Annotated in this window: 23 protein-coding genes and 5 tRNA genes; 9 read left to right on the top strand and 19 right to left on the bottom strand. The window is 71.8% G+C overall.

Annotated elements, in window-relative coordinates:
* Window positions 1-176: 176 nt before the first annotated feature.
* From thiD to ACZ6J5_RS35865, 3 genes are read right to left on the bottom strand one after another with little or no spacing between them, the layout of a single operon-like run.
* Window positions 177-977 carry a bifunctional hydroxymethylpyrimidine kinase/phosphomethylpyrimidine kinase gene (gene thiD / locus ACZ6J5_RS35875; protein ID WP_469398140.1) on the bottom strand — a complete coding sequence of 267 codons (801 nt, stop codon included), beginning with the start codon at window positions 975-977 and terminating at the stop codon, window positions 177-179.
* Complete coding sequence (locus ACZ6J5_RS35870; protein ID WP_362475700.1) at window positions 974-1,936, bottom strand: thiamine-phosphate kinase; 963 nt, start codon at window positions 1,934-1,936, stop codon at window positions 974-976. The genes thiD and ACZ6J5_RS35870 overlap by 4 nt, the downstream gene beginning before the upstream one ends.
* Window positions 1,933-2,064 carry a hypothetical protein gene (locus ACZ6J5_RS35865; RefSeq protein WP_362475702.1) on the bottom strand — a complete coding sequence of 44 codons (132 nt, stop codon included), beginning with the start codon at window positions 2,062-2,064 and terminating at the stop codon, window positions 1,933-1,935. Before ACZ6J5_RS35865 ends, ACZ6J5_RS35870 begins: the two co-directional genes overlap by 4 nt.
* A gap of 105 nt (window positions 2,065-2,169) precedes the next feature.
* Here ACZ6J5_RS35865 and ACZ6J5_RS35860 point away from each other — a divergent pair, with 105 nt between their 5' ends.
* Both ACZ6J5_RS35860 and ACZ6J5_RS35855 read left to right on the top strand, forming a co-directional pair.
* Window positions 2,170-2,403, top strand: a complete 234-nt coding sequence (locus tag ACZ6J5_RS35860) for an Lrp/AsnC family transcriptional regulator (protein ID WP_356697866.1) — start codon at window positions 2,170-2,172, stop codon at window positions 2,401-2,403.
* A gap of 23 nt (window positions 2,404-2,426) precedes the next feature.
* Complete coding sequence (locus ACZ6J5_RS35855; RefSeq protein WP_469398143.1) at window positions 2,427-2,906, top strand: DUF3515 domain-containing protein; 480 nt, start codon at window positions 2,427-2,429, stop codon at window positions 2,904-2,906.
* A gap of 42 nt (window positions 2,907-2,948) precedes the next feature.
* Here ACZ6J5_RS35855 and ACZ6J5_RS35850 read toward each other — a convergent pair whose 3' ends face one another.
* The 3 genes from ACZ6J5_RS35850 to ACZ6J5_RS35840 all read right to left on the bottom strand — a co-directional run bounded on the left by ACZ6J5_RS35850 (window position 2,949) and on the right by ACZ6J5_RS35840 (window position 6,019).
* A complete protein-coding gene (locus ACZ6J5_RS35850) occupies window positions 2,949-4,088 on the bottom strand; it encodes a D-alanine--D-alanine ligase family protein (protein WP_469398139.1) in 1,140 nt (379 codons plus the stop codon).
* 183 nt (window positions 4,089-4,271) lie between these two features.
* Window positions 4,272-5,273: an NAD(P)H-dependent glycerol-3-phosphate dehydrogenase gene (locus ACZ6J5_RS35845; RefSeq protein ID WP_469398138.1), complete on the bottom strand. Its 1,002-nt coding sequence runs from the start codon at window positions 5,271-5,273 to the stop codon at window positions 4,272-4,274.
* Window positions 5,270-6,019 (bottom strand): lysophospholipid acyltransferase family protein, encoded by a 750-nt coding sequence (locus tag ACZ6J5_RS35840; protein ID WP_469398137.1) that lies wholly within the window; start codon window positions 6,017-6,019, stop codon window positions 5,270-5,272. Before ACZ6J5_RS35840 ends, ACZ6J5_RS35845 begins: the two co-directional genes overlap by 4 nt.
* Window positions 6,020-6,144: 125 nt before the next feature.
* On the opposite strand from ACZ6J5_RS35840, the gene cofC reads away from it, so the two are divergent.
* The gene (cofC, locus tag ACZ6J5_RS35835; protein ID WP_469398136.1) at window positions 6,145-6,816 is read left to right on the top strand and encodes a 2-phospho-L-lactate guanylyltransferase; all 672 of its coding nucleotides are present in this window, start codon (window positions 6,145-6,147) and stop codon (window positions 6,814-6,816) included.
* Between the two features lie 10 nt (window positions 6,817-6,826).
* Window positions 6,827-7,030, top strand: coding sequence for a hypothetical protein (locus ACZ6J5_RS35830; RefSeq protein WP_469398135.1), 204 nt, complete (start codon window positions 6,827-6,829; stop codon window positions 7,028-7,030).
* A 65-nt stretch (window positions 7,031-7,095) separates the two neighbouring features.
* Here the strand turns inward: ACZ6J5_RS35830 and ACZ6J5_RS35825 are convergent, their stop codons facing one another.
* The 4 genes from ACZ6J5_RS35825 to leuC all read right to left on the bottom strand — a co-directional run bounded on the left by ACZ6J5_RS35825 (window position 7,096) and on the right by leuC (window position 10,278).
* The gene (locus ACZ6J5_RS35825) at window positions 7,096-7,779 is read right to left on the bottom strand and encodes an HU family DNA-binding protein (protein WP_469398134.1); all 684 of its coding nucleotides are present in this window, start codon (window positions 7,777-7,779) and stop codon (window positions 7,096-7,098) included.
* 142 nt (window positions 7,780-7,921) lie between these two features.
* Window positions 7,922-8,149 carry an SCO5555 family protein gene (locus ACZ6J5_RS35820; protein WP_469398133.1) on the bottom strand — a complete coding sequence of 76 codons (228 nt, stop codon included), beginning with the start codon at window positions 8,147-8,149 and terminating at the stop codon, window positions 7,922-7,924.
* A gap of 104 nt (window positions 8,150-8,253) precedes the next feature.
* Window positions 8,254-8,847, bottom strand: a complete 594-nt coding sequence (gene leuD, locus ACZ6J5_RS35815; protein WP_469398132.1) for a 3-isopropylmalate dehydratase small subunit — start codon at window positions 8,845-8,847, stop codon at window positions 8,254-8,256.
* A 6-nt stretch (window positions 8,848-8,853) separates the two neighbouring features.
* Window positions 8,854-10,278 (bottom strand): 3-isopropylmalate dehydratase large subunit, encoded by a 1,425-nt coding sequence (leuC, locus tag ACZ6J5_RS35810; RefSeq protein ID WP_469398131.1) that lies wholly within the window; start codon window positions 10,276-10,278, stop codon window positions 8,854-8,856.
* A gap of 141 nt (window positions 10,279-10,419) precedes the next feature.
* Between leuC and ndgR the strand changes: the two genes are divergently transcribed.
* Complete coding sequence (ndgR, locus tag ACZ6J5_RS35805; RefSeq protein ID WP_017235973.1) at window positions 10,420-11,136, top strand: IclR family transcriptional regulator NdgR; 717 nt, start codon at window positions 10,420-10,422, stop codon at window positions 11,134-11,136.
* 140 nt (window positions 11,137-11,276) lie between these two features.
* On the opposite strand, the gene ACZ6J5_RS35800 is transcribed toward ndgR, so the two are convergent.
* From ACZ6J5_RS35800 to ACZ6J5_RS35760, 9 genes are all read right to left on the bottom strand, one after another.
* A tRNA-Glu gene (locus tag ACZ6J5_RS35800) sits at window positions 11,277-11,349 on the bottom strand.
* 39 nt (window positions 11,350-11,388) lie between these two features.
* Window positions 11,389-11,460, bottom strand: a tRNA-Gln gene (locus tag ACZ6J5_RS35795).
* Between the two features lie 14 nt (window positions 11,461-11,474).
* A tRNA-Glu gene (locus tag ACZ6J5_RS35790) sits at window positions 11,475-11,547 on the bottom strand.
* 61 nt (window positions 11,548-11,608) lie between these two features.
* Window positions 11,609-11,681: transfer RNA gene (locus tag ACZ6J5_RS35785), tRNA-Glu, on the bottom strand.
* A gap of 42 nt (window positions 11,682-11,723) precedes the next feature.
* Window positions 11,724-11,795: transfer RNA gene (locus ACZ6J5_RS35780), tRNA-Gln, on the bottom strand.
* Between the two features lie 96 nt (window positions 11,796-11,891).
* Window positions 11,892-12,614, bottom strand: coding sequence for an HAD family hydrolase (locus tag ACZ6J5_RS35775; RefSeq protein ID WP_469398130.1), 723 nt, complete (start codon window positions 12,612-12,614; stop codon window positions 11,892-11,894).
* Window positions 12,615-12,730: 116 nt separating this feature from the next.
* Complete coding sequence (gene gltX / locus ACZ6J5_RS35770) at window positions 12,731-14,203, bottom strand: glutamate--tRNA ligase (RefSeq protein ID WP_469398129.1); 1,473 nt, start codon at window positions 14,201-14,203, stop codon at window positions 12,731-12,733.
* Window positions 14,196-14,990, bottom strand: a complete 795-nt coding sequence (locus tag ACZ6J5_RS35765; protein ID WP_469398128.1) for a fumarylacetoacetate hydrolase family protein — start codon at window positions 14,988-14,990, stop codon at window positions 14,196-14,198. Before ACZ6J5_RS35765 ends, gltX begins: the two co-directional genes overlap by 8 nt.
* A gap of 129 nt (window positions 14,991-15,119) precedes the next feature.
* On the bottom strand, window positions 15,120-15,308 hold the full coding sequence (locus ACZ6J5_RS35760) for a hypothetical protein (RefSeq protein ID WP_469398127.1): 189 nt from the start codon (window positions 15,306-15,308) through the stop codon (window positions 15,120-15,122).
* A 567-nt stretch (window positions 15,309-15,875) separates the two neighbouring features.
* Between ACZ6J5_RS35760 and ACZ6J5_RS35755 the strand changes: the two genes are divergently transcribed.
* The 4 genes from ACZ6J5_RS35755 to ACZ6J5_RS35740 all read left to right on the top strand — a co-directional run.
* Window positions 15,876-19,817, top strand: a complete 3,942-nt coding sequence (locus ACZ6J5_RS35755) for a sensor histidine kinase (protein WP_469398126.1) — start codon at window positions 15,876-15,878, stop codon at window positions 19,815-19,817.
* Window positions 19,818-19,826: 9 nt separating this feature from the next.
* The gene (locus ACZ6J5_RS35750; RefSeq protein WP_046905435.1) at window positions 19,827-20,240 is read left to right on the top strand and encodes a roadblock/LC7 domain-containing protein; all 414 of its coding nucleotides are present in this window, start codon (window positions 19,827-19,829) and stop codon (window positions 20,238-20,240) included.
* A gap of 154 nt (window positions 20,241-20,394) precedes the next feature.
* Entirely contained in the window at window positions 20,395-20,802 is a 408-nt protein-coding gene (locus ACZ6J5_RS35745; protein WP_128978535.1) for a DUF742 domain-containing protein, read from the top strand.
* Window positions 20,783-21,096, top strand: a 314-nt coding sequence (locus ACZ6J5_RS35740; protein ID WP_469398125.1) for a GTP-binding protein, incomplete at its 3' end; no start/stop codon positions are given. The genes ACZ6J5_RS35745 and ACZ6J5_RS35740, both read left to right, overlap by 20 nt.

The raw sequence follows: 21,096 nt of genomic DNA, 5'->3' as shown, positions 1-21,096 counted from the left end.
CAGCGGGGGGTCATCCCGCCGACGTCACGTCGTAGCGCAGCCCCTGCGGTTGCCTTGAAAGGCCGGTTCACCTCGGTGAACCGGCCTTTTGCCATGCCCGGGGACAGCCCCGGCCGCCCGTGGGCCCTCAGCCCCGGCCGCCCGTGGGCCCTCAGCCCCGGCCGCCCGTGGGCCCCTCAGTCCCGGAAGCGCCAGCCGTGGTCGACCGGGCCGATGCCCGCGCCCAGCGCGAAGCCGGCGGCGATCGCCCCCGTCACGTACTCCTTGGCCTCCCGCACCGCCGCCGGCACGTCCAGCCCCTTGGCGAGGCCCGCCGCGACCGCCGAGGCGAGCGTGCAGCCCGTGCCGTGGGTGTGCCGGTTGTCGTGGCGCGGGGCGCGCAGCCAGTGCTCCTCGGCGCCGTCCGTGAGCAGGTCCACGGCCTGCTCGCCGGAGGGCAGGTGGCCGCCCTTGATCAGCGCCCAGCGCGGCCCGTACGCCAGGATCGCGTCGGCCGCCCGCCGCATCCCGGGCTCGTCCGCCACGACCAGGCCCGTGAGCTGCGCCACCTCGTCCAGGTTGGGGGTGGCGACGGTCGCGACCGGCAGCAGCTTCGTACGGACGGAGTCGAGCGCGGAGGCGGCGAGCAGCGGGTCGCCGTGCTTGGAGACGCCGACCGGGTCCACGACCACGGGCACGCCGACCGGGGCGAGCAGTTCGGCGACCGTCCGCACCAGCGCGGCGGAGGAGAGCATCCCGGTCTTCACGGCCTGGACGCCGATGTCGTCCACCACGGACCGGAACTGCGCCCGCACGGCCTCCTCGGGGAGCTCCCAGGCGCCCTGGACGCCCACCGAGTTCTGCGCGGTGACGGCGGTGAGCACGCTCATGCCGTGGGTGCCGAGCGCCAGCATCGTCTTCAGGTCGGCCTGGACGCCCGCGCCGCCGCCGGAGTCGGATCCGGCGACGGTGAGCACCAGCGGGGTCCGGGAGGTCACTCGGTCTCCCCGAAGTGGTCCCAGCCGCCCACGCTGTGCCAGGGGGCGCCGTCGACGGTCACCTGGGGCAGCGCCGAGGGGTTGAGGACCTCGCCGATGACCTTCCAGCGGGCGGGCAGCTTCACGTCGGGCGGGAAGGTGGCCACGATGGCGTGGTCCTCTCCCCCGGTGAGCACCCACTGGAGCGGGTCCACTCCGACCGCCTGGCCGATGTCGTTCATCTGGGTGGGAATGTCGATGAGCCCGGAGCGCAGGTCGATGCGGACCTTGCTGGCCTCGGCGATGTGCCCGAGGTCGGCGATCAGGCCGTCGCTGACGTCGCACATGGCGGTGGCGCCGAGCCCGGCGGCCGCGGGGCCCGCGTGGTACGGGGGTTCGGGGCGCCGGTGCGCCTCGACGAAGGCGCGCGGGGAGCGGAAGCCCCGGGAGAGCACCGCGTAGCCGGCGGCGGACCAGCCGAGCCAGCCGGTGTAGGCGACGACGTCGCCGGGCTGGGCGCCGCCGCGGGTCACCGGGTCCTGGTTGCGCAGGTCGCCGAGGGCGGTGATGGAGACCATGATCGTGTCGCCGCGGACCACGTCGCCGCCGACGACGGCCGCGCCGGCCACCTGGCACTCGTCGCGCAGGCCGTCCATGAGCTCGGTGGGCCAGGTGACGGGGAGCTCGGCGGGGACGACCAGGCCGAGGAGCAGCGCGGTGGGCACGGCGCCCATGGCGGCGATGTCGGCGAGGTTCTGGGCCGCGGCCTTGCGGCCGACGTCGTACGCCGTCGACCAGTCGCGGCGGAAGTGGCGCCCTTCGAGCAGGATGTCCGTGCTGGCCACCACCCGCCGGTCGGGGGCGGAGACGACCGCGGCGTCGTCGCCGGGTCCGATCCGTACCGCCGGGGTGGCGGTGAGCCGGGAGGTGAGCTCCTTGATGAGCCCGAACTCGCCCAGTTCTCCGACTGTGCCCTTCACCGCGTCTCACCTCGTGTCGTCGTGCCGGCCGCCGCGCCGCTCCGCAGCTCCTCGCGCTGCGGGTCGCGGGCCGTCACCGTGCCGGATACCGTCAAGTAGACCGTCAACTTCTTACGTGCGTACGCCACACTGCGAGCGCCTTGGGGCGCGCAGGTCTCCCCGCGGCGCGAGGCGACGCGGTACCGTGGCGTCTCTTTCTCCCACAAGATCCTCGTGGCCGCCCTGGAGGTTCCGTGGTACAGGCGTACATCCTTATTCAGACCGAGGTGGGCAAGGCGTCGACCGTCGCCGAGACCATCGCCAAGATCCCGGGGGTGATCCAGGCGGAGGACGTGACCGGACCGTACGACGTGATCGTGCGGGCGGAGGCAGACACCGTGGACGCGCTGGGCCGCATGGTGGTCGCCAAGGTCCAGCAAGTGGACGGCATCACGCGCACCCTCACCTGCCCGGTCGTGCATATCTAGCCCCCGTCTACCCTAGGCCGGTGATGTCTTCCCACCGGCCCTTCGGTCTGCCCGCTTCCGCCGCCGCGGCCCTGTTGCTGCTGGCCGTCGCGGGCTGTTCCACTCCGGACACGAAGGCGTCGGTCCCGGTTCCCAGCCCGCCGGCGGCCGAGGCCGCCGTCTGCCGTTCGCTCGCGAAGGAGCTGCCCGGCACCGTGGCGGGTCTGGAGCGCTCCGGCACCGAGCCGGACTCCGAGCTGACCGCCGCGTGGGGGGATGCGGCGATCGTACTGCGCTGCGGGGTCCCCCGGCCCGAAAAGATGAACGATCCGCAGGCACAGGGGATCGACGCGAACGGCGTGAACTGGCTCTACGAGCGGCGCGCGGACGACGGCCCCCGCTTCACCACGACGTACCGCGAGGCGTACGTCGAGGTGACGCTGGACGAGCGGTACGCGCACGACGTCGGCCCGCTCGCGGAGCTCGCCGCCCCGGTGCGGAAGGCCGTGCCCGCCAGCCTCTAGGGCCCGGTGGGCCGGCTCCGGGAGCCGGCCCCGAGGGCGCCGCTAGCGCAGGCCCGTGGAGCGGTTCAGCGCGGCCTGGATGAGCCGGTCGACCAGCTCCGGGTAGCTCACGCCGCTCTCCCGCCACATGCGCGGGTACATGGAGATGGGCGTGAAGCCGGGCATGGTGTTGATCTCGTTGATGACGAAGCCGCCGTCCTCGGTGAGGAAGAAGTCGGCGCGCACCAGGCCCTCGCAGGACACGGCCTCGTAGGCCGCGATCGCCAGGCGCTGGATCTCGGCGGTGGCCTCGTCGCCGATCGGCGCGGGCACGATGCCGGAGGCCGAGTCGATGTACTTGGCCTCGAAGTCGTAGAAGTCGTGGTCGGTGACCGGCGGGATCTCCGCGGGCACGCTGGCGCGCGGGCCGTCCTCGAACTCCAGGACGCCGCACTCGATCTCGCGGCCCCGGATCAGCGACTCGACGATGATCTTCGGGTCGTGCCGGCGGGCCTCCTCGACGGCCTCGTCCAGGCCGGAGAGGTCGTCGACCTTGGTGATGCCCATGGAGGAGCCGCCTCGGGCGGGCTTCACGAAGAGCGGCCAGCCGTGCTCGGCGGCGAACTCCACGATCTTCTTGCGGGCGGCCGCGGGGTTCTGCTCCCACTCGCGCGGCCGGATGACCTCGTAGGGGCCGACCGGCAGGCCGAAGGAGACGAAGACCCGCTTCATGTACTCCTTGTCCTGGCCGACGGCGGAGGCGAGGACGCCGGCGCCGACGTACGGGACGCCGGAGAGCTCCAGCAGGCCCTGGAGGGTGCCGTCCTCGCCGTACGGGCCGTGCAGCATGGGGAAGACGACGTCGACCTCGCCGAGGGCCTTCGGCACCGCGCCGGGCTCGTTGTACACGACCTCGCGGCTGGCCGGGTCGACGGAGAGGACCACGCCGCCGGTCTCGGACTCGGCAAGGTCGGTCACGCTCGGCAGCGCGCGGTCGGCGATGGCCATCCGCTCCGGGGCGTCGGCGGTCAGCGCCCAGCGCCCGTCGGTGGTGATGCCGAGGGGCAGCACGTCGTACTTGTCCCGGTCGATGGCGCCGAGGACGGCGCCCGCGGTGACGACGGAGATGGCGTGCTCGGAGCTGCGTCCGCCGAAGACGACGGCCACGCGCGGCTTGCGGGGGCTCTGGGTGTTCTCGCTCATATCGCGTTGAGCGTACCTTGCGACGTCCGAACTCCTGAGCGCCCCGCTGCCCCCGCGCGCGTACGGGTCAAGCCGTGGCCGCCGGGACCCGTCGTCACCCTCCCGCCCGCCCCGCGACGGCGTGCACGCGCCTGACGCCGCGAGACCGCCCTCCGGGCGGCGACGGGCGGGTGACGACAGGTCCTAGCGCCGTTCCGCCTTGGCGCTGCGGGACATGAGTTCCTTGAGGGCGACGACCGGCGGCTTGCCGTCGTGGACGATGGACACGACCGTCTCGGTGATGGGCATGTCGACACCGTGCCGCCGGGCCAGATCGAGCACGGACTCGCAGGACTTGACGCCCTCGGCGGTCTGCTTGGTGGCCGCGATGGTCTCCTCCAGCGTCATCCCCCGGCCCAGGTTGGTGCCGAAGGTGTTGTTGCGGGAGAGCGGCGAGGAGCAGGTGGCGACGAGGTCGCCGAGGCCCGCGAGACCGGAGAAGGTCAGCGGGTCGGCGCCCATGGCGAGGCCGAGGCGGGTGGTCTCGGCGAGGCCGCGGGTGATGAGCGTGGCCTTGGAGTTGTCGCCGAGGCCCATGCCGTTGGCGATGCCGACGGCGAGCCCGATGACGTTCTTGACCGCCCCGCCGAGCTCGCAGCCGACGACGTCGGTGTTGGTGTACGGGCGGAAGTACGGCGTCATGCAGGCCGCCTGGAAGCGCTGGGCGACCGTCTCGTCGACACAGGCGACGACGGCGGCGGCGGGCTGCCGGGCGGCGATCTCCTTGGCCAGGTTGGGTCCGGTGAGGACGGCCACGCGCTCGGCGGGGACCTCGGCGACCTCCTGGATGACCTCGCTCATCCGCTCGGCCGTACCGAGTTCGACGCCCTTCATCAGGGAGACGAGCACCGTGTGCGGGGCGAGCAGCGGCTTCCACGCGGCCAGGTTCTCGCGCAGGGTCTGCGAGGGCACGACGAGGATCGTGAAGTCGGCGTCGCGGGCGGCCTCGGCCGGGTCGGCGGTGGCCGTGATGCCCTTGGGGAGTTCGACCCCGGGCAGGTAGTCGGGGTTGGTCCCGGTGGCGTTGATGGTGTCGGCGAGGGCGGCGCGGCGGCCCCACAGGCTCACCTCGCACCCCGCGTCGGCGAGCACCATGGCGAAGGCCGTGCCCCAGGATCCGTTGCCGAAGACGGCTGCCTTGGTCACTTCTCGCCCTTCTCCGCGGCCTTGCGCCGCTGCTCCAGCCGGGCCTTGCGGTGGTCGTACGGCTCGGCCGGCGCCTGCTCGCCCCGGACCTCCTCCAGGAGGCGGGTGATGGCGGCCATGATCTCCTCGGTGGCCTCGCGCAGCACCTCGGGGGTGGGTTCGAGGTCGTGGAAGCGGGAGAGGTCCACGGGCGGACCGGCCTGCACGATGAGCGTCTTGCGCGGCCAGAGCCGGAACTTCTTCTCCTTGGCGTACGGCGGCATCGCCAGGTTGGCGCCCCACTGGGCGACCGGGATGACCGGCGCTCTGGTCAGCAGCGCGACCCGGGCGGCGCCGGTCTTGCCGGCCATCGGCCACATGTCGGGGTCGCGGGTGAGGGTGCCCTCGGGGTAGAAGGCGACGCACTCGCCGCGCTCGATGGCGGCCACGGCGGCCCGGAAGGCGTCCAGGGCGTTGGTGGTCTCGCGGTAGACCGGGATCTGGCCGGTGCCGGTGAGCATGGTGCCGACGAAGCCCTTGAAGAGGCCCGCCTTGGCGAGGAAGCGGGGCACCCGCCCGGTGTTGTACTGGTAGTGCGCGTACGACAGCGGGTCCAGGTAGGAGTTGTGGTTCACGGCGGTGATGAATCCGCCGTCGGCGGGAATGTGTTCCGTCCCGCGCCAGTCCCGCTTGAACAGAACCACCAGTGGGGGTTTGGCGATGACCGCCGCGAGGCGGTACCAGAAGCCGATTCTGCGGCGGGGCACTCGGACACCTTTCTCCGGGACTGGTTCGCAGGGGGTCAAGTGTCACTCCCCGCTCCTGGTCTGTCGAGGACACCGTACGCCCCGGGGCTCGGCCCCCTCGCGCGAGCGGGACAGAATGGGGCCCGATGAGGAACTCCGCCGCCGGCCGCCCCGGCGATACCGCCGCCGACGGCTGGTCCCTGCTCGTCCCCCTGAAGCCGCTGGCGCGCGCCAAGAGCAGACTGGCCCCGGTGGCCGCCGGGCGGCTGCGGCCCCGGCTGGCCCTGGCGTTCGCCGAGGACACCGTGGCGGCGGTGCTGGCCTGCGCGGCGGTACGGGATGTGGTGGTCGTCACGGACGATCCGGCGGCGGCCGGGGCGCTGGCGGCGCTCGGGGCCCGGATCGTGCCCGACGTGCCGGGCGGCGGGCTCAACGCGGCGCTCGCGCACGGGGCCCGGGCGGTGCGGGCGGGGCGGCCGAGGGCGGCGGTGGCGGCGCTCAACGCGGACCTGCCGGCGCTGCGTCCCGTGGACCTGGGCCGGGTCCTGGAGGCCGCCGGGCAATTCCCTCGGGCATTTCTCGCGGATGCCGCCGAAATAGGTACGACATTCCTCTCGGCGGGCTCGGGTACGGAATTGGAACCGGCATTCGGAGGCGCTTCGCGCCTGCGGCATTTGTCCACGGGGGCGGTGGAAATCCGGCTGGCCGGGGTGGATTCCGTGCGCCGGGACGTGGACACCGGGGAGGATCTGGCGGCGGCGCTGGCGCTGGGCGTGGGCCCCCGGACGGCGGCCCGCTGGGTGGGCGCGGCCGGATAGGCTGCGGACCATGCAGGCGACCGCGTACACGTACGACCCCGAGACCCGCAGCGGCAGTGTGCTGCTCGACGACGGCACCCCGGTGGACTTCGGGGCCGAGGCCTTCGCGGCGGGCGGGCTGCGGCTGCTGCGTCCGGGGCAGCGGGTGCGGATCGAGACGGCGGGCGAGGGCACGGACCGGCACATCACGCTGGTGACCCTGCAGACCTTCTGAGCGGACGCGCCGCGGGCCGGGCTCCCCAGGAGGGAGCCCGGCCCGGCGGGTGAGCAGCTGCCGCCTTACTTCTTCGCGGTGGCCTTCTTCGCGGTGGTCTTGCGCGCCGTCGTCTTCTTGGCGGGCGCCTTCTTCGCGGTGGCCTTCTTCGCCGGCGCGGTCTTCTTGGCGACGGTCTTCTTGGCCGTGGCCGTCGCCTTCTTCGCCGGGGTCGCCTTCTTCGCGGCCGCGGTCGTCTTCTTCGCCGCGGTGGTGGCCTTCTTCGCCGCCGCCGTGGTGGTCTTCTTCGCCGTGGTGGCCTTCTTCACGGCGGCCGTGGTCTTCTTGGCCGGGGTCGCCTTCTTCGCGGCGGCCTTCTTGGCGGTCGTGGCCTTCTTCGCCGCGGCCTTCTTGACGGTCGCGGAGGCCGCGCCGCCGGTCAGGCTGCCCTTGGGGGCCTTCTTGACGGAGACCTCGCCGCCCTTGGGGAGCTTCTTCGAGCCGCTGACCAGGTCCTTGAAGCCCTGACCCGCGCGGAAGCGCGGAACGGAGGTCTTCTTGACCCGGACGCGCTCACCCGTCTGCGGGTTGCGCGCGTAACGGGCCGGACGGTCGACCTTCTCGAACGAGCCGAAGCCGGTGACCGAGACCCGGTCCCCGCTGACCACGGCACGCACGATGGCGTCCAGCACGTGGTCGACGGCGTCGGCGGCCTGCTGCCGGCCACCCATCTTGTCGGCAATCGCTTCTACGAGCTGCGCCTTGTTCACGTCTTCCCCTTCGGAGACATTGCCGGAACGAAAGTGTTCAAGCTATTTCGCACGTTAGGCATGTATATACCGCAAATCAAACACGAAACGGGCTAATCACCCTAGTGCCGCAACGTGGAAGCACGTTGCGGAGTTCCTGGTGTCAGTCGTCTTCAGGGAATCGGCCCTCGTCGAGGTCCTTCATCAACCGGTCCAGACGCGTTGCCGCGTCCGAGAGATCGTGCTTCGCCGCAGCCGTGATGACCAGCAGCTTCCGGGACAGCGCCATCCTTACGCCCTCCGGGACTTGCAGTGAGCGCACTCTTGTGTGCGCTTCCTTCAATCGGGCGGCGACTGCCTCGTAGAGCTTGAGTTGGCTGTCGCGTTCCATGCACCGATTGTGCCATCTAGGGCGAGTTGTCGCCCGACGGGGTCTCAACAAGCGACTGCGCCCCCCACCGGGCGGTGGGGGGCGCAGTCTTGGAAAAGCGCTGCTCAGACCGTAATTGTACGGGGCTTGAAGGCCGGTCGAGCCGCCTCGTAGGACGCGATGTCCGCTTCGTTCTGAAGGGTGAGGCTGATGTCGTCCAGGCCGTTCAGCAGCCGCCAGCGGGCGTTCTCGTCGAGCTCGAAGTCGGCGTCGATCCCGGGGGCCACGACCTTGCGGGCCTCCAGGTCGACGGTGACCTCGGCGGTCGGGTCGGCCTCGGTCAGCTCCCAGAGGGCGTCGACGGTCTCCTGCGGCAGGACCACGGTCAGCAGGCCGTTCTTCAGCGAGTTGCCCCGGAAGATGTCGGCGAAGCGGGCGGAGATGACCGCCTTGAAGCCGTAGTTCTGGAGCGCCCAGACGGCGTGCTCGCGGGAGGAGCCGGTGCCGAAGTCGGGGCCGGCGACCAGGACCGTGGCACCCTGGCGCTCGGGGCGGTTGAGGACGAACTGCTCGTCCTTGCGCCAGGCCTCGAACAGGCCGTCCTCGAAGCCGTCGCGGGTGACCTTCTTGAGCCAGTGCGCCGGGATGATCTGGTCGGTGTCGACGTTGCCGCGGCGCAGCGGGACGGCCCGGCCGGTGTGGGTGGTGAATGCTTCCATGGTTCCTCAGACCCCCGCGGTGGTGGCGACGTCGGACAGATCGGCCGGGGAGGCCAGGTGGCCCAGGACGGCCGTGGCGGCGGCGACCTGGGGGGAGACCAGATGGGTGCGCCCGCCCTTGCCCTGCCGGCCCTCGAAGTTGCGGTTGGAGGTCGACGCGGAACGCTCGCCGGGGGCCAGTTGGTCGGGGTTCATGCCCAGGCACATCGAGCAGCCCGCGTGCCGCCATTCGGCGCCGGCCTCCTTGAAGACCTTGTCCAGGCCCTCCTCGACGGCCTGGAGCGCGACCCGGACGGAGCCGGGGACGATCAGCATCCGGACGCCGTCGGCGACCTTGCGGCCCTCCAGCAGCGAGGCCGCGTTGCGCAGGTCCTCGATGCGCCCGTTGGTGCAGGAGCCCACGAAGACGGTGTCGACCTTGATGTCCCGCAGCGGCTGCCCGGCGGTCAACCCCATGTACTCCAGCGCCTTTTCGGCGGCCAGGCGCTCCGAAGCGTCATCGTACGAAGCGGGGTCGGGGACGTTCGCCGAAAGCGGCGCGCCCTGGCCCGGGTTGGTGCCCCAGGTCACGAAGGGGGCCAGCGCGGCGGCGTCGATGACGACCTCGGCGTCGAAGACGGCGTCCTCGTCGGACCTCAGGGTCTTCCAGTACGCCACGGCGGCGTCCCAGTCCTCGCCCTCGGGGGCGTGGGCGCGGCCCTTCAGGTAGTCGAAGGTGGTGGCGTCGGGGGCGATCATGCCCGCGCGGGCGCCGGCCTCGATCGACATGTTGCAGATGGTCATCCGGGCCTCCATCGAGAGCTTCTCGATGGCGGAGCCCCGGTACTCCAGGATGTAGCCCTGGCCGCCGCCGGTGCCGATCTTGGCGATGATCGCCAGGATCAGGTCCTTGGCGGTGACGTCCTCGGGCAGCTCCCCGTCGACCGTGATGGCCATGGTCTTGGGGCGGGCCAGCGGCAGCGTCTGGGTGGCCAGCACGTGCTCGACCTGGCTGGTGCCGATGCCGAAGGCCAGCGCGCCGAAGGCGCCGTGGGTGGAGGTGTGCGAGTCGCCGCAGACCACGGTGGTGCCCGGCTGGGTCAGGCCCAGCTGGGGTCCCACCACGTGGACGACGCCCTGCTCGACGTCGCCGAGCGGGTGCAGCCGGACGCCGAACTCGGCGCAGTTCTTCCGCAGGGTCTCCAGCTGGGCGCGGGAGACCGGGTCGGCGATCGGCTTGTCGATGTCGAGGGTGGGGGTGTTGTGGTCCTCGGTCGCGATGGTGAGGTCGAGGCGCCGCACCTGCCGGCCGTTCTGCCGGAGCCCGTCGAAGGCCTGCGGGCTGGTCACCTCGTGCAGCAGGTGCAGATCGATGAAGAGGAGGTCGGGCTCGCCTTCGGCGCGCCGGACGACATGGTCGTCCCAGACCTTCTCCGCGAGTGTCCTACCCATCGCTTTCCCTCCGGCCGGCGGCGTGCGCCGGCACCACTAGAGACCCGTTTGGCGAGCCGTTGTGCGGCCGCCCCACCAGAGTGACAAGTTCCTCGGAAAATTGAACTTGCGTTTCACAGAGTGAGACGCGAATATCGTTGCATGGACAACTCTAGCGGCGTAGGCGTTCTCGACAAGGCAGCCCTTGTCCTGAGCGCCCTGGAGTCCGGTCCGGCCACCCTCGCAGGTCTGGTCGCGGCGACGGGACTCGCACGACCCACGGCACACCGTCTCGCCGTGGCTTTGGAACACCACCGGATGGTGGCCCGCGACATGCAGGGCCGGTTCATCCTCGGACCGCGGCTGTCGGAGCTCGCCGCCGCGGCCGGCGAGGACCGCCTGCTGGCGACGGCCGGGCCGGTGCTGACGCATCTGCGCGACGTCACCGGCGAGAGCGCGCAGCTCTACCGGCGCCAGGGCGACATGCGCATCTGCGTGGCGGCGGCCGAGCGGCTGTCCGGACTGCGGGACACCGTCCCGGTCGGCTCGACGCTGACCATGAAGGCCGGTTCGTCCGCGCAGATCCTGATGGCCTGGGAGGAGCCCGAGCGGCTGCACCGCGGCCTCCAGGGCGCCCGCTTCACGGCGACGGCCCTGTCGGGCGTACGGCGCCGCGGCTGGGCCCAGTCGATCGGCGAGCGCGAGCCGGGTGTCGCGTCCGTCTCCGCGCCCGTGCGCGGCCCCTCGAACCGGGTGGTGGCCGCCGTGTCGGTCTCCGGCCCGATCGAGCGCCTGACCCGCCACCCGGGCCGGATGCACGCCCAGGCGGTCATCGACGCGGCCGCGCGCCTCTCCGAGGCCCTGCGCCGCAACGGCTGACCCCTCCCCCGGCCCGCTCCCGGGCCGTCCGTTCGTACCGGCCCACCGCTCCAACGCCGCAGCGGTGGGCCGGAGTTGTACCTACCGGAAACCCGAACAGCGAAGAAGCCCTCCCCCGAAGGGAAGGGCTTCCTCGTGCGTACCCCCGACCGGATTCGAACCGGCGCTACCGCCTTGAGAGGGCGGCGTGCTAGGCCGCTACACAACGGGGGCCTTGCGGATCAGATCCGCGATGCAGATAAGCTCTGCGAGCTGGCCTACCTGGACTCGAACCAAGAATGACGGTACCAGAAACCGTAGTGTTGCCAATTACACCATAGGCCATGGTGGTTACACCGTACCCCCGACCGGATTCGAACCGGCGCTACCGCCTTGAGAGGGCGGCGTGCTAGGCCGCTACACAACGGGGGCCCTAGCGATCCTGCATCGGGTTCACCGGGAGCTACCCAAGTGATCCCGCGGGAAGGATCTGTACCCCCGACCGGATTCGAACCGGCGCTACCGCCTTGAGAGGGCGGCGTGCTAGGCCGCTACACAACGGGGGCTTTGTGGATGCCATCCACGGTTTTGCAGATGAGCTCTGCGAGCTGGCCTACCTGGACTCGAACCAAGACTAACTGAACCAGAATCAGTCGTGCTGCCAATTACACCATAGGCCACCGGGGCGCGACCTCTCCACAGAGAGGATCTTGCTCGGCTTGCGCTTCCGGGGCTTTCCGGCCTTTCGGCCCGTTTCCCTCGGCGCAGGAAGAACATTACCCGAAGGTGGACGGTGCTCCAAAACGCGTATCCCCCCGCAGGACCCGGGACAGCTGGCGGAGGTCGGTGACGCGGGTCAGCTCGGGGCGTCCGCCGGTGTCCGCGCGGTCCAGCCAGATGCCCCGCAGCCCCGCCTCGACCGCGCCCCGGGCGTCGATGTCGGGCTGGTCCCCGACGTACGCGACCTGCTCGGGCGGCAGGCCCAGGGCGTCGCAGGCGGCGTGGAAGGCCCCGGCGGCGGGCTTGGCGACCCCGAGCTCGGCGGCGCACAGGACGGCCTCGAAGCGGTCGCGCACCCCGAGGACGCGCAGCTTGCGCTCCTGGTTGTGGATGCTGGAGTTCGACAGGACCGCCTGCCGGTACTCCCCCGCGAGCAGGTCCAGCGCGGGCACGGCGTCCGGGAAGAGCTCCCAGGCGGCCTCGTAGTGGGCGAGGTAGCGCTCGAACCAGGCGTCGGCCTCGGCGGAGTCCAGTCCGGGGCGTCCGAGGAAGTCGCGGACCCGGTCGCGACGCTGGTCGAGGAAGTCCACCCCGCCGGCCTCGAAGCGGCGCCAGTGCAGCGTCGTGAGCTCCTTCCAGCGGGCCAGGGCCCCCTCGACGGTCTCGTGGCCGCCCGCGAGGCCCTCGGCGGCGAGGTGTGCGCGCATTCCCTCGTGGTCGGCGCTCGCGTAGTCGAAGATCGTGTCGTCGATGTCCCACAGGACGGCGCGGATGCCCATGCCCCGACCGTACCGCCGTGACGAGGGGCACGGCCGGGTGTTTCCGGGCCCGGAACGCCTCGGGGGCGGCGGCCGGAGGAATCCGGGCGCCGCCCCCGAGGGCGTACGGAAGGGTGTCAGCCGGCCAGCTTGGCGAGGGCCGCGTCGACGCGGGCGAGGGTCTTCTCCTTGCCCAGGATCTGCAGCGACTCGAAGAGCGGCAGGCCGACCGTGCGGCCGGTGACGGCGACGCGGACCGGGGCCTGCGCCTTGCCGAGCTTGAGGCCGTGGGCCTCGCCGGCGGCCAGGACGGCGTTCTTGAGCGACTCGGGGTCGTTCCAGTCGGCCGCGTCCAGCTTCTCGCGGGCGGTCACGAGGAGGGCGTCGGAGCCCTCCTTCATGGCCTTGGTCCAGCTCGCCTCGTCGGAGACCGGCTCCTTCAGGAAGAGGAAGTCGACGTTGGCCGTGATGTCCGAGAGGACGGTGAGGCGGGTCTGGGCGTACGGCGCGATGGCCTCCCAGGCGGCGCGGTCGAAGTCCTCGGGGGCCCAGTTCGCGTGCGGGGCCGCCAGCCAGGGCTCGCAGGCCTCGGCGAAGGTCTTCACGTCGAGCATGCGGATGTGGTCCGCGTTGATCGACTCGGCCTTCTTGAGGTCGAAGCGGGCCGGGTTGGCGTTGACGTCCGCGATGTCGAACTTCTCGACCATCTCGGGGATGGTGAAGATGTCCCGGTCGGCGGAGAAGGACCAGCCGAGCAGCGAGAGGTAGTTCAGCAGGCCCTCGGGGAGGAAGCCGCGCTCGCGGTAGAGGTTGAGCGAGGCCTGCGGGTCGCGCTTGGAGAGCTTCTTGTTGCCCTCGCCCATCACGTACGGCAGGTGGCCGAAGGCGGGGATCTCCTTGGCGACGCCCAGCTCGATCAGCGCCTTGTAGAGCGCGATCTGGCGCGGGGTGGAGGAGAGCAGGTCCTCGCCGCGCAGGACGTGGGTGATCTCCATCAGGGCGTCGTCGACCGGGTTGACCAGCGTGTACAGCGGGGCGCCGTTGGCCCGGAGGATGCCGTAGTCCGGCACGTTCTCCGGGGTGAAGGTGAGCTCGCCGCGGACCAGGTCGGTGAAGGTGATCGGCTCGTCGGGCATCCGGAAGCGGACGATCGACGTGCGGCCCTCGGCCTCGTAGGCGGCCTTCCGCTCGGCGGTGAGGTCGCGGCAGTGGCCGTCGTAGCCGGAGGGGCGGCCGGCGGCGCGGGCGGCCTCGCGGCGCTCGTCGAGCTCCTCGGCGGTGCAGTAGCAGGGGTACGCGTAGCCGCCGGCGAGCAGCTTGTCGGCGACGTCCTTGTAGATGTCCATGCGCTGCGACTGGCGGTACGGGGCGTGCGGACCGCCGACCTCGGGGCCCTCGTCCCAGTCGAGGCCGAGCCACTTCAGGGAGTCGAGCAGCTGGTCGTACGACTCCTCGGAGTCGCGGGCCGCGTCGGTGTCCTCGATGCGGAAGACCATCGTGCCCTGGTTGTGCCGGGCGAAGGCCCAGTTGAAGAGGGCGGTGCGGACCAGGCCCACGTGGGGGTTGCCGGTCGGGGAGGGACAGAAACGTACGCGGATCGCGTTAGCCACGCTTGATCACCTTGTTGGTGAGAGTGCCGATGCCTTCGATGGTGACGGCGACTTCGTCGCCGACGTTGAGGGGGCCGACCCCGGCGGGAGTGCCGGTGAGGATGACGTCGCCCGGGAGCAGCGTCATGGCCTCGGTGATGTGGACGACCAGGTCCTCGATGGAGCGGATCATGTCGCTCGTGCGGCCGAGCTGCCGCTGTTCGCCGTTGACGGTGGCCTGGATGGTCAGGTCGCCGGCGGCGGCCGGGGTCAGGCCGGTCTCCACCCAGGGGCCCAGCGGGCAGGAGGTGTCGAAGCCCTTGGCGCGGGCCCACTGGAGCTCGCGCTTCTGGACGTCGCGGGCGGTGACGTCGTTGGCGCAGGTGTAGCCGAAGACGACGTCCTTGACGCGCTCGCGGGGCACCTCGCGGCACATGCGGCCGATGACCACGGCCAGCTCGGCCTCGTGGTGCAGCTCTTCGGAGAAGGAGGGGTACTCGATGGCGTCGCCGGGGCCGATCACCGAGGTGGTGGGCTTGAAGAAGGTCACCGGGAGCTCGGGGACCTCGTTGCCGAGTTCCCTGGCGTGCTCCGCGTAGTTGCGGCCGATGGCCACGACCTTGTTGGGGAGCACGGGCGGCAGGAGCCGGACCTTGCTGAGCGGGACCTTGGTGCCGCTCAGCTCGAAGTCGGTGTACGGGATGCCCTTGATGATGTCGAGGACCAGGCCGCCGGACTCGACGGTCCCCTCGCCCTCGACCGCGCCGAAGGCGACGTTGCCGTCGATGGAGAATCTGGCGATGCGCACGAGTGCTGTCGCCCCTCACTTGCTACTGGCTGGAGTCTGACGCTCCAGGCTAACGCGGCGAGGGGCCCGGCCCTGCGGGAATACCGCCGGGCGGCCGGTACGGGCCGGTGCGGCCCGCACCGCCGGTGACTAGCGCTCGGGGCGGTACGGCTCCGGGGCGACCATCAGGATGGTGCGGCGCGGGTTGGCCGTCTGGGCCGGGAGCTGGACGGCGTACTCGGGCTGGGCGCCGCGGCTCAGCTGGGCGGCGTCCTCAAGATGGGCGAGGGTGGCGCGGCGGGGGTTGGCCGTGGTGCGGAGTACGGGCGTCGTGTTCATCGCGGTCTCGGTTCCCTTGTCTGGGGAGGGGCTGGGGGTGCACCGCCCATTTTGTAAAGCGTCAGGCTAAACATGCAATTCCCTTCGAATGCCTGGCGGATCCAACGAACTACGTGTGAGTTTGCTCACCCATGCGAGAACAAATAGGGCATTACGCACCGCCATGCGTCGTCACCGAAACGGACATTCCGCCATTGAATGATCCATTCCGCTCCTGATCATGGCGACTGGGACACCCGGACCACCTCGCCCCTTCGGTGCGATACGTCCGATTCCTCCGTGATCATCTTCTACATGGGGTGACACGCCGTTCACACGTTGTCATCCCCTTCGCGCCACGCCCTACAGCTCTTGTTGGAGATCCGGCACTGTGCTGGAATTCCCGCACCGCCGCGGGTTTGCAAGCCGGCGCGCAGGAGGCGCGACACAGCGCCGGCCGAGTGGCGGGAAAGGGGGATCTGCGCCGGTCACCTACGACCACCACTGGGGCGCGCCTGCGCCCCACGAAGCCGACACCGTCCTCTCCGTTCACCCGGAAGGACGCCTGGTCCAGAGGTTGCGACGCTAGTGCAGGGACGTTTCAAGAGGGATGGCACGGGCTCTTCCCAGGCCCGTGAGGGCCGAGGGGAAGCTCCCGCCGAGCAGGATCCGCGTGCCGGAGCCCCGCACGGCTCCTCCGCCCCGCAGCCGAACCCGGGACCGGGCGACAAGAACGGCGGCCCCGACGCCGGCGGCACCGGCGCGCGCGGCGCCGCCGAGGCGTCCGCCGAGCAGCCCGCACCCGCCAAGACGGGCTCGGAGAACGAGGTCGGGCCCCGAATAGCCCTGCGCAACTGGCGCATCTCCACCCGCCTGGTGGCCCTGCTGACCCTCCCCGTGGTCGCGGCGACCAGCCTCGGCGGCATCCGTATCAGCGAGTCGCTCGACGACATGCAGCAGCTCGACCACATGCAGCTGCTCACCAAGCTGACCAAGGAGGCCACCGACTTCGCGCAGGCCCTCCAGACCGAGCGCGACCTGTCGGCCGGCCCGCTGGCCAACGGCAAGTCGGCCTCCGACTACCAGGTCTCCAACCCGCGCCAGCGCACCGACCGCGCGTACAAGGCGTTCCTCGACGCGACCAACGACATCCCGGCCACCGAGGACGACGAGTCGCTGCGCAGCATCCGGCAGAACGTCAGCCAGATCGCCTCGCAGGTCAGCCAGCTCGGCGCGATCCGCGGCGCCGCGTACGAGAAGAAGATCGCCCACTCGGTGACGGTCGAGGCGTACAGCCGCCTGATCCGCTCGCTGCTCAGCCTGTCCCAGGACATGGCGCAGGCGACCAGCAACCCGGAGATGATCAAGCGGACCCGCGCGCTCGCCGCGTTCTCGTCCGCCAAGGAGTACGCCTCCATCCAGCAGGCGATCATCGCCGCCGCGCTGCCCGCCAGCGACAGCCAGTCCGGCAGCCTCCAGCTCGGTGACCGCCTCTACGGCGAGGCCGCGCTGAACTCCGAGGGCGTCGAGCTCAAGACCTTCCAGTCGATCTACGAGTCGACGGGCGGCAACGCCGACGAGCTGACCGCCGCGCTGACCTCCGGCAACCCGAACATCGAGGCCGCCGACAAGTACACCGAGCGGGTCCTCCAGTCGGACCGGGGGATGTCCGACCGCGTCAAGCGCGGTCACCTGAACTTCACCGACGAGTACGGCACGAAGATCAACGCCATGAACACCATCGAGGCCACGCTGCTGGGCGAGATGGAGAGCAAGGCCCGCGAGCTGCGCCAGGAGTCGCAGCGCGAGGCCATCATCAACGGTGCGCTGATCCTCCTCGTCCTCGGCGTCTCCCTGGTCGGTGCCTTCGTCGTGGCCCGGTCCATGATCCGCTCGCTGCGCCGGCTCCAGGACACCGCGACGAAGGTCGCCCAGGAACGCCTGCCCGAGCTGGTCAAGCAGCTCTCCGAGTCCGACCCGCAGGACGTCGACACCTCTGTCGAGTCCGTCGGTGTGCACTCCCGGGACGAGATCGGCCAGGTGGCCGCGGCCTTCGACGACGTGCACCGCGAGGCGGTCCGCCTCGCCGCCGAGCAGGCCCTCCTCCGGGGCAACGTCAACGCGATGTTCACCAACCTCTCGCGCCGTTCCCAGGGCCTCATCCAGCGTCAGCTCTCGCTCATCTCCGAGCTGGAGTCCCGCGAGGCCGACCCGGACCAGCTCTCCTCGCTGTTCAAGCTCGACCACCTCGCGACCCGTATGCGCCGGAACGGCGAGAACCTCCTCGTCCTCGCCGGCGAGGAGCCGGGCCGCCGCTGGACCCGCCCGGTCCCGCTGGTCGACGTGCTCCGCGCCGCCGCCTCCGAGGTGGAGCAGTACGAGCGCATCGAGCTCGCTTCGGTCCCCGCGACCGAGGTCGCCGGCCGCGTCGTCAACGACCTCGTGCACCTCCTCGCCGAGCTGCTGGAGAACGCCACCTCGTTCTCCTCCCCGCAGACCAAGGTCAAGGTCACCGGTCACGCCCTGCCCGACGGCCGGGTGCTGGTCGAGATCCACGACACCGGCATCGGCCTCTCCCCCGAGGACCTCGCCGCGATCAACGAGCGGCTCGCCTCGCCGCCCACCGTGGACGTCTCGGTCTCCCGCCGCATGGGTCTGTTCGTGGTCGGCCGCCTGTCCCTGCGGCACGGCATCCGGATCCAGCTGCGCCCGTCCGACTCGGGCGGCACCACCGCGCTCGTCATGCTCCCGGTCGACGTCGCCCACGGCGGCAAGAAGCCCGCGCCGAAGCCCGGCGCCGGCGGCCCGGGCGCCATGCCGCAGGGCCAGTCCGCCCCCGGCGGCCTGCTCACCGGCGGTCCCGGCGCGGCCGGCGCCCCCGGCGGACGTCCGGGCGGCGCTCCGGGCGCTCCCGGCGGGCGGCTCCCCGGCGGCCCCGGTCCGCGCACCGCGCTGCCCGGCCGCGACGGCGCCCAGCGCCCCGGCGGGCAGCAGGGCCAGGGCGGTCCGCAGGGCCCGAACCTCTTCCAGGAGCGCAGCCAGCTCCCCGCGCAGGCCCAGGGCCCGCAGACGGAGCGGCTCCCGCAGATCCCGCAGGACGGGCAGCGGCCCGAGCCGCAGCAGCGTCCGGGGCTCGGCGCGGGCGCGCCCGGCGGTTTCGTCGGCGGCGCGCACAGCGCGATCCCCTCGCGTACGGACGTCTGGGGCGGCCAGCAGGCCCCGCAGCCGCAGGTCCCGCAGCCTCAGGTCCCCCAGGCCCCGCAGCCGCAGGCCCAGCAGCCCCAGGTCCCGCAGCCCCAGCAGCCCCAGGCGCCGCAGCAGCCGCAGGGCGGTTTCCCGCGCGCCGAGCTGCCGGGCGGCAACCCGATGCCGCAGCGCCCGCAGGTCACCAGCTGGGGCAACGAGCCGGCGCAGCCGGTCCGGCGCCCGCAGCAGGACATGACCCCGCTGGACGCGCCGCGTGGCCACGAGGAGCCGGACACGGGCCGCTACGCGCAGCCCGGCTTCCCGCAGGGGCCCGGCTCCACCGGCCAGTTCCCGCGCCCCGACTTCGGCGCCCCGCAGCCCCAGGCTCCCCAGCAGCCGCAGGCGCCCCAGGGCTACCAGGGCGGCGTCCAGGACCCGGCGGCCACCGCGCCTTTCCCGCGCCCCGACTTCGGCGACGCGCAGGGCCCCGGCTCCACCGGGCAGTTCGCGCGCCCCGACTTCGCCGACGCGCAAGGCCCCGGCCCCACCGGGCAGTTCGCGCGCCCCGACTTCGGTGCCCCGCAGGTCCCGCAGGTCCCGCAGCCCCACCAGCCGCAGGTCCCGCAGGCCCACCAGCCGCAGGTCCCGCAGGCCCACCAGCCGCAGCAGGCGTACGGCCACCAGCCGTTCGTCCCGCAGGCCCAGGCCCCGCAGGCGCCCCAGCAGCAGGCCCCGCTGGAGCAGCGGCAGCCGCAGCAGCCCCAGCAGCCGCAGCAGCCGCAGCTCCAGCAGCCGCGCCAGCCGGAGGCCCTGCCGCCCGCGCCCAGCTCCGGCGGCGAGGTGCGGACCCCCCTGTACGACACCCTGGAGACCAACTGGTTCCGCCAGGAGCAGGGCCAGGAGCAGCAGGCTCCGGCCCAGCCCCAGGCCCAGGCGCCCCTGCCGTCCCGGCAGCCGGGCCAGGGTGTCCCCCCGCAGCCCGTCGCCACGGCCCCGCAGCAGCAGGGCCCGCAGCAGACGCAGCAGCAGGCACAGCAGCAGCGGGGCGGCGCCTGGCGCACCTCGCCCAACGACGAGCTGGTGCGCCAGGCCGAGCGGGTGCGCAAGCCCGCGGCCGGCGGTGTCACCACCTCCGGGCTGCCGCGGCGGGTGCCGCGTGCCAACCTCGTGCCCGGGACCGCCCAGGAGCAGGCCCAGTCGGCCGGCCCCCAGGTCTCCCGCGCACCCGACGACGTCCGCGGCCGGCTCACGAATCTGCGCCGCGGTATCCAGCAGGGCCGACAGGCCGGTAACTCGACCACGGGTTCCCACGACCTCGGTCCGACCCACCAGCAGGAGCGTTAGTTGAGCGCGATGAGCCAGGCGGCGCAGAATCTGAACTGGTTGATCACCAACTTCGTGGACAACACCCCCGGGGTGTCGCACACGGTGGTGGTCTCCGCCGACGGACTGCTCCTTGCCATGTCCGAAGGGTTCCCCCGCGACCGTGCCGACCAGCTGGCGGCGGTCGCGTCCGGACTGACCTCGCTGACCGCGGGGGCGTCCCGGATCTTCGAGGGTGGCCCCGTCGCCCAGACGGTGGTGGAGATGGAGCGCGGCTTCCTCTTCCTCATGTCCGTCTCCGACGGTTCCTCGCTGGCCGTGCTCGCGCACCCCGAGTGCGACATCGGCCTCGTGGGCTACGAGATGGCGCTGCTCGTGGACCGGGCCGGCACGGTCCTCACCCCGGACCTGCGTGCCGAGCTCCAGGGCAGCCTGCTCCACTGAGCGGGCGCCGACCTCGTAGTCGAACCCAGACCGACCGCAGGGCGGTGCGCCCCTCCGCGCCGCCCCCGGACCGTTCACCGTCCGGCCGCCCCATCCGGCCCCCCACCGGCCCCATCAGACGGCAGAAGTCTCTGCTGTCACGCCCGGAGGATTCATGACCCCGCCCCCCGCCTCTCACGATCCGTATGGCGCGTCGATAGACGACGGCTACGGAGCTGAGGGCGACCAGCCGCTGGTCCGTCCGTACGCGATGACCGGCGGCCGGACCCGGCCGCGCTACCAGCTCGCCATCGAGGCGCTGGTCAGCACCACGGCCGACCCGGCGCATCTGGCCACCCTGCTCCCCGAGCACCAGCGGATCTGCCACCTGTGCCGCGAGGTGAAGTCGGTGGCGGAGGTCTCCGCGCTCCTGTCGATGCCGCTCGGTGTGGCCCGCATCCTCGTCGCCGACCTGGCCGAGGCGGGCATGGTGGCGATCCACCAGCCGGGCAACGGAGAGGCCGGCGGCACGCCGGACGTAACGCTCCTGGAAAGGGTGCTCAGTGGACTTCGCAAGCTCTGACGGCGGTTCCGCGACTCAGGGTCGCTCCACCACCAGCGCGAAGATCGTGGTGGCGGGCGGCTTCGGCGTGGGCAAGACCACGTTCGTCGGCGCGGTCTCCGAGATCAACCCGCTGCGCACCGAGGCCGTGATGACCTCCGCCTCGGCGGGCATCGACGACCTCACGCACACCGGGGGCAAGACCACCACCACGGTGGCGATGGACTTCGGCCGCATCACCCTGGACCAGGACCTGATCCTGTACCTCTTCGGTACGCCCGGCCAGGACCGCTTCTGGTTCATGTGGGACGACCT

The sequence above is a fragment of the Streptomyces sp. NPDC042100 genome, from assembly GCF_055582325.1.
This window is presented reverse-complemented; position numbering and strand designations above follow the sequence as displayed.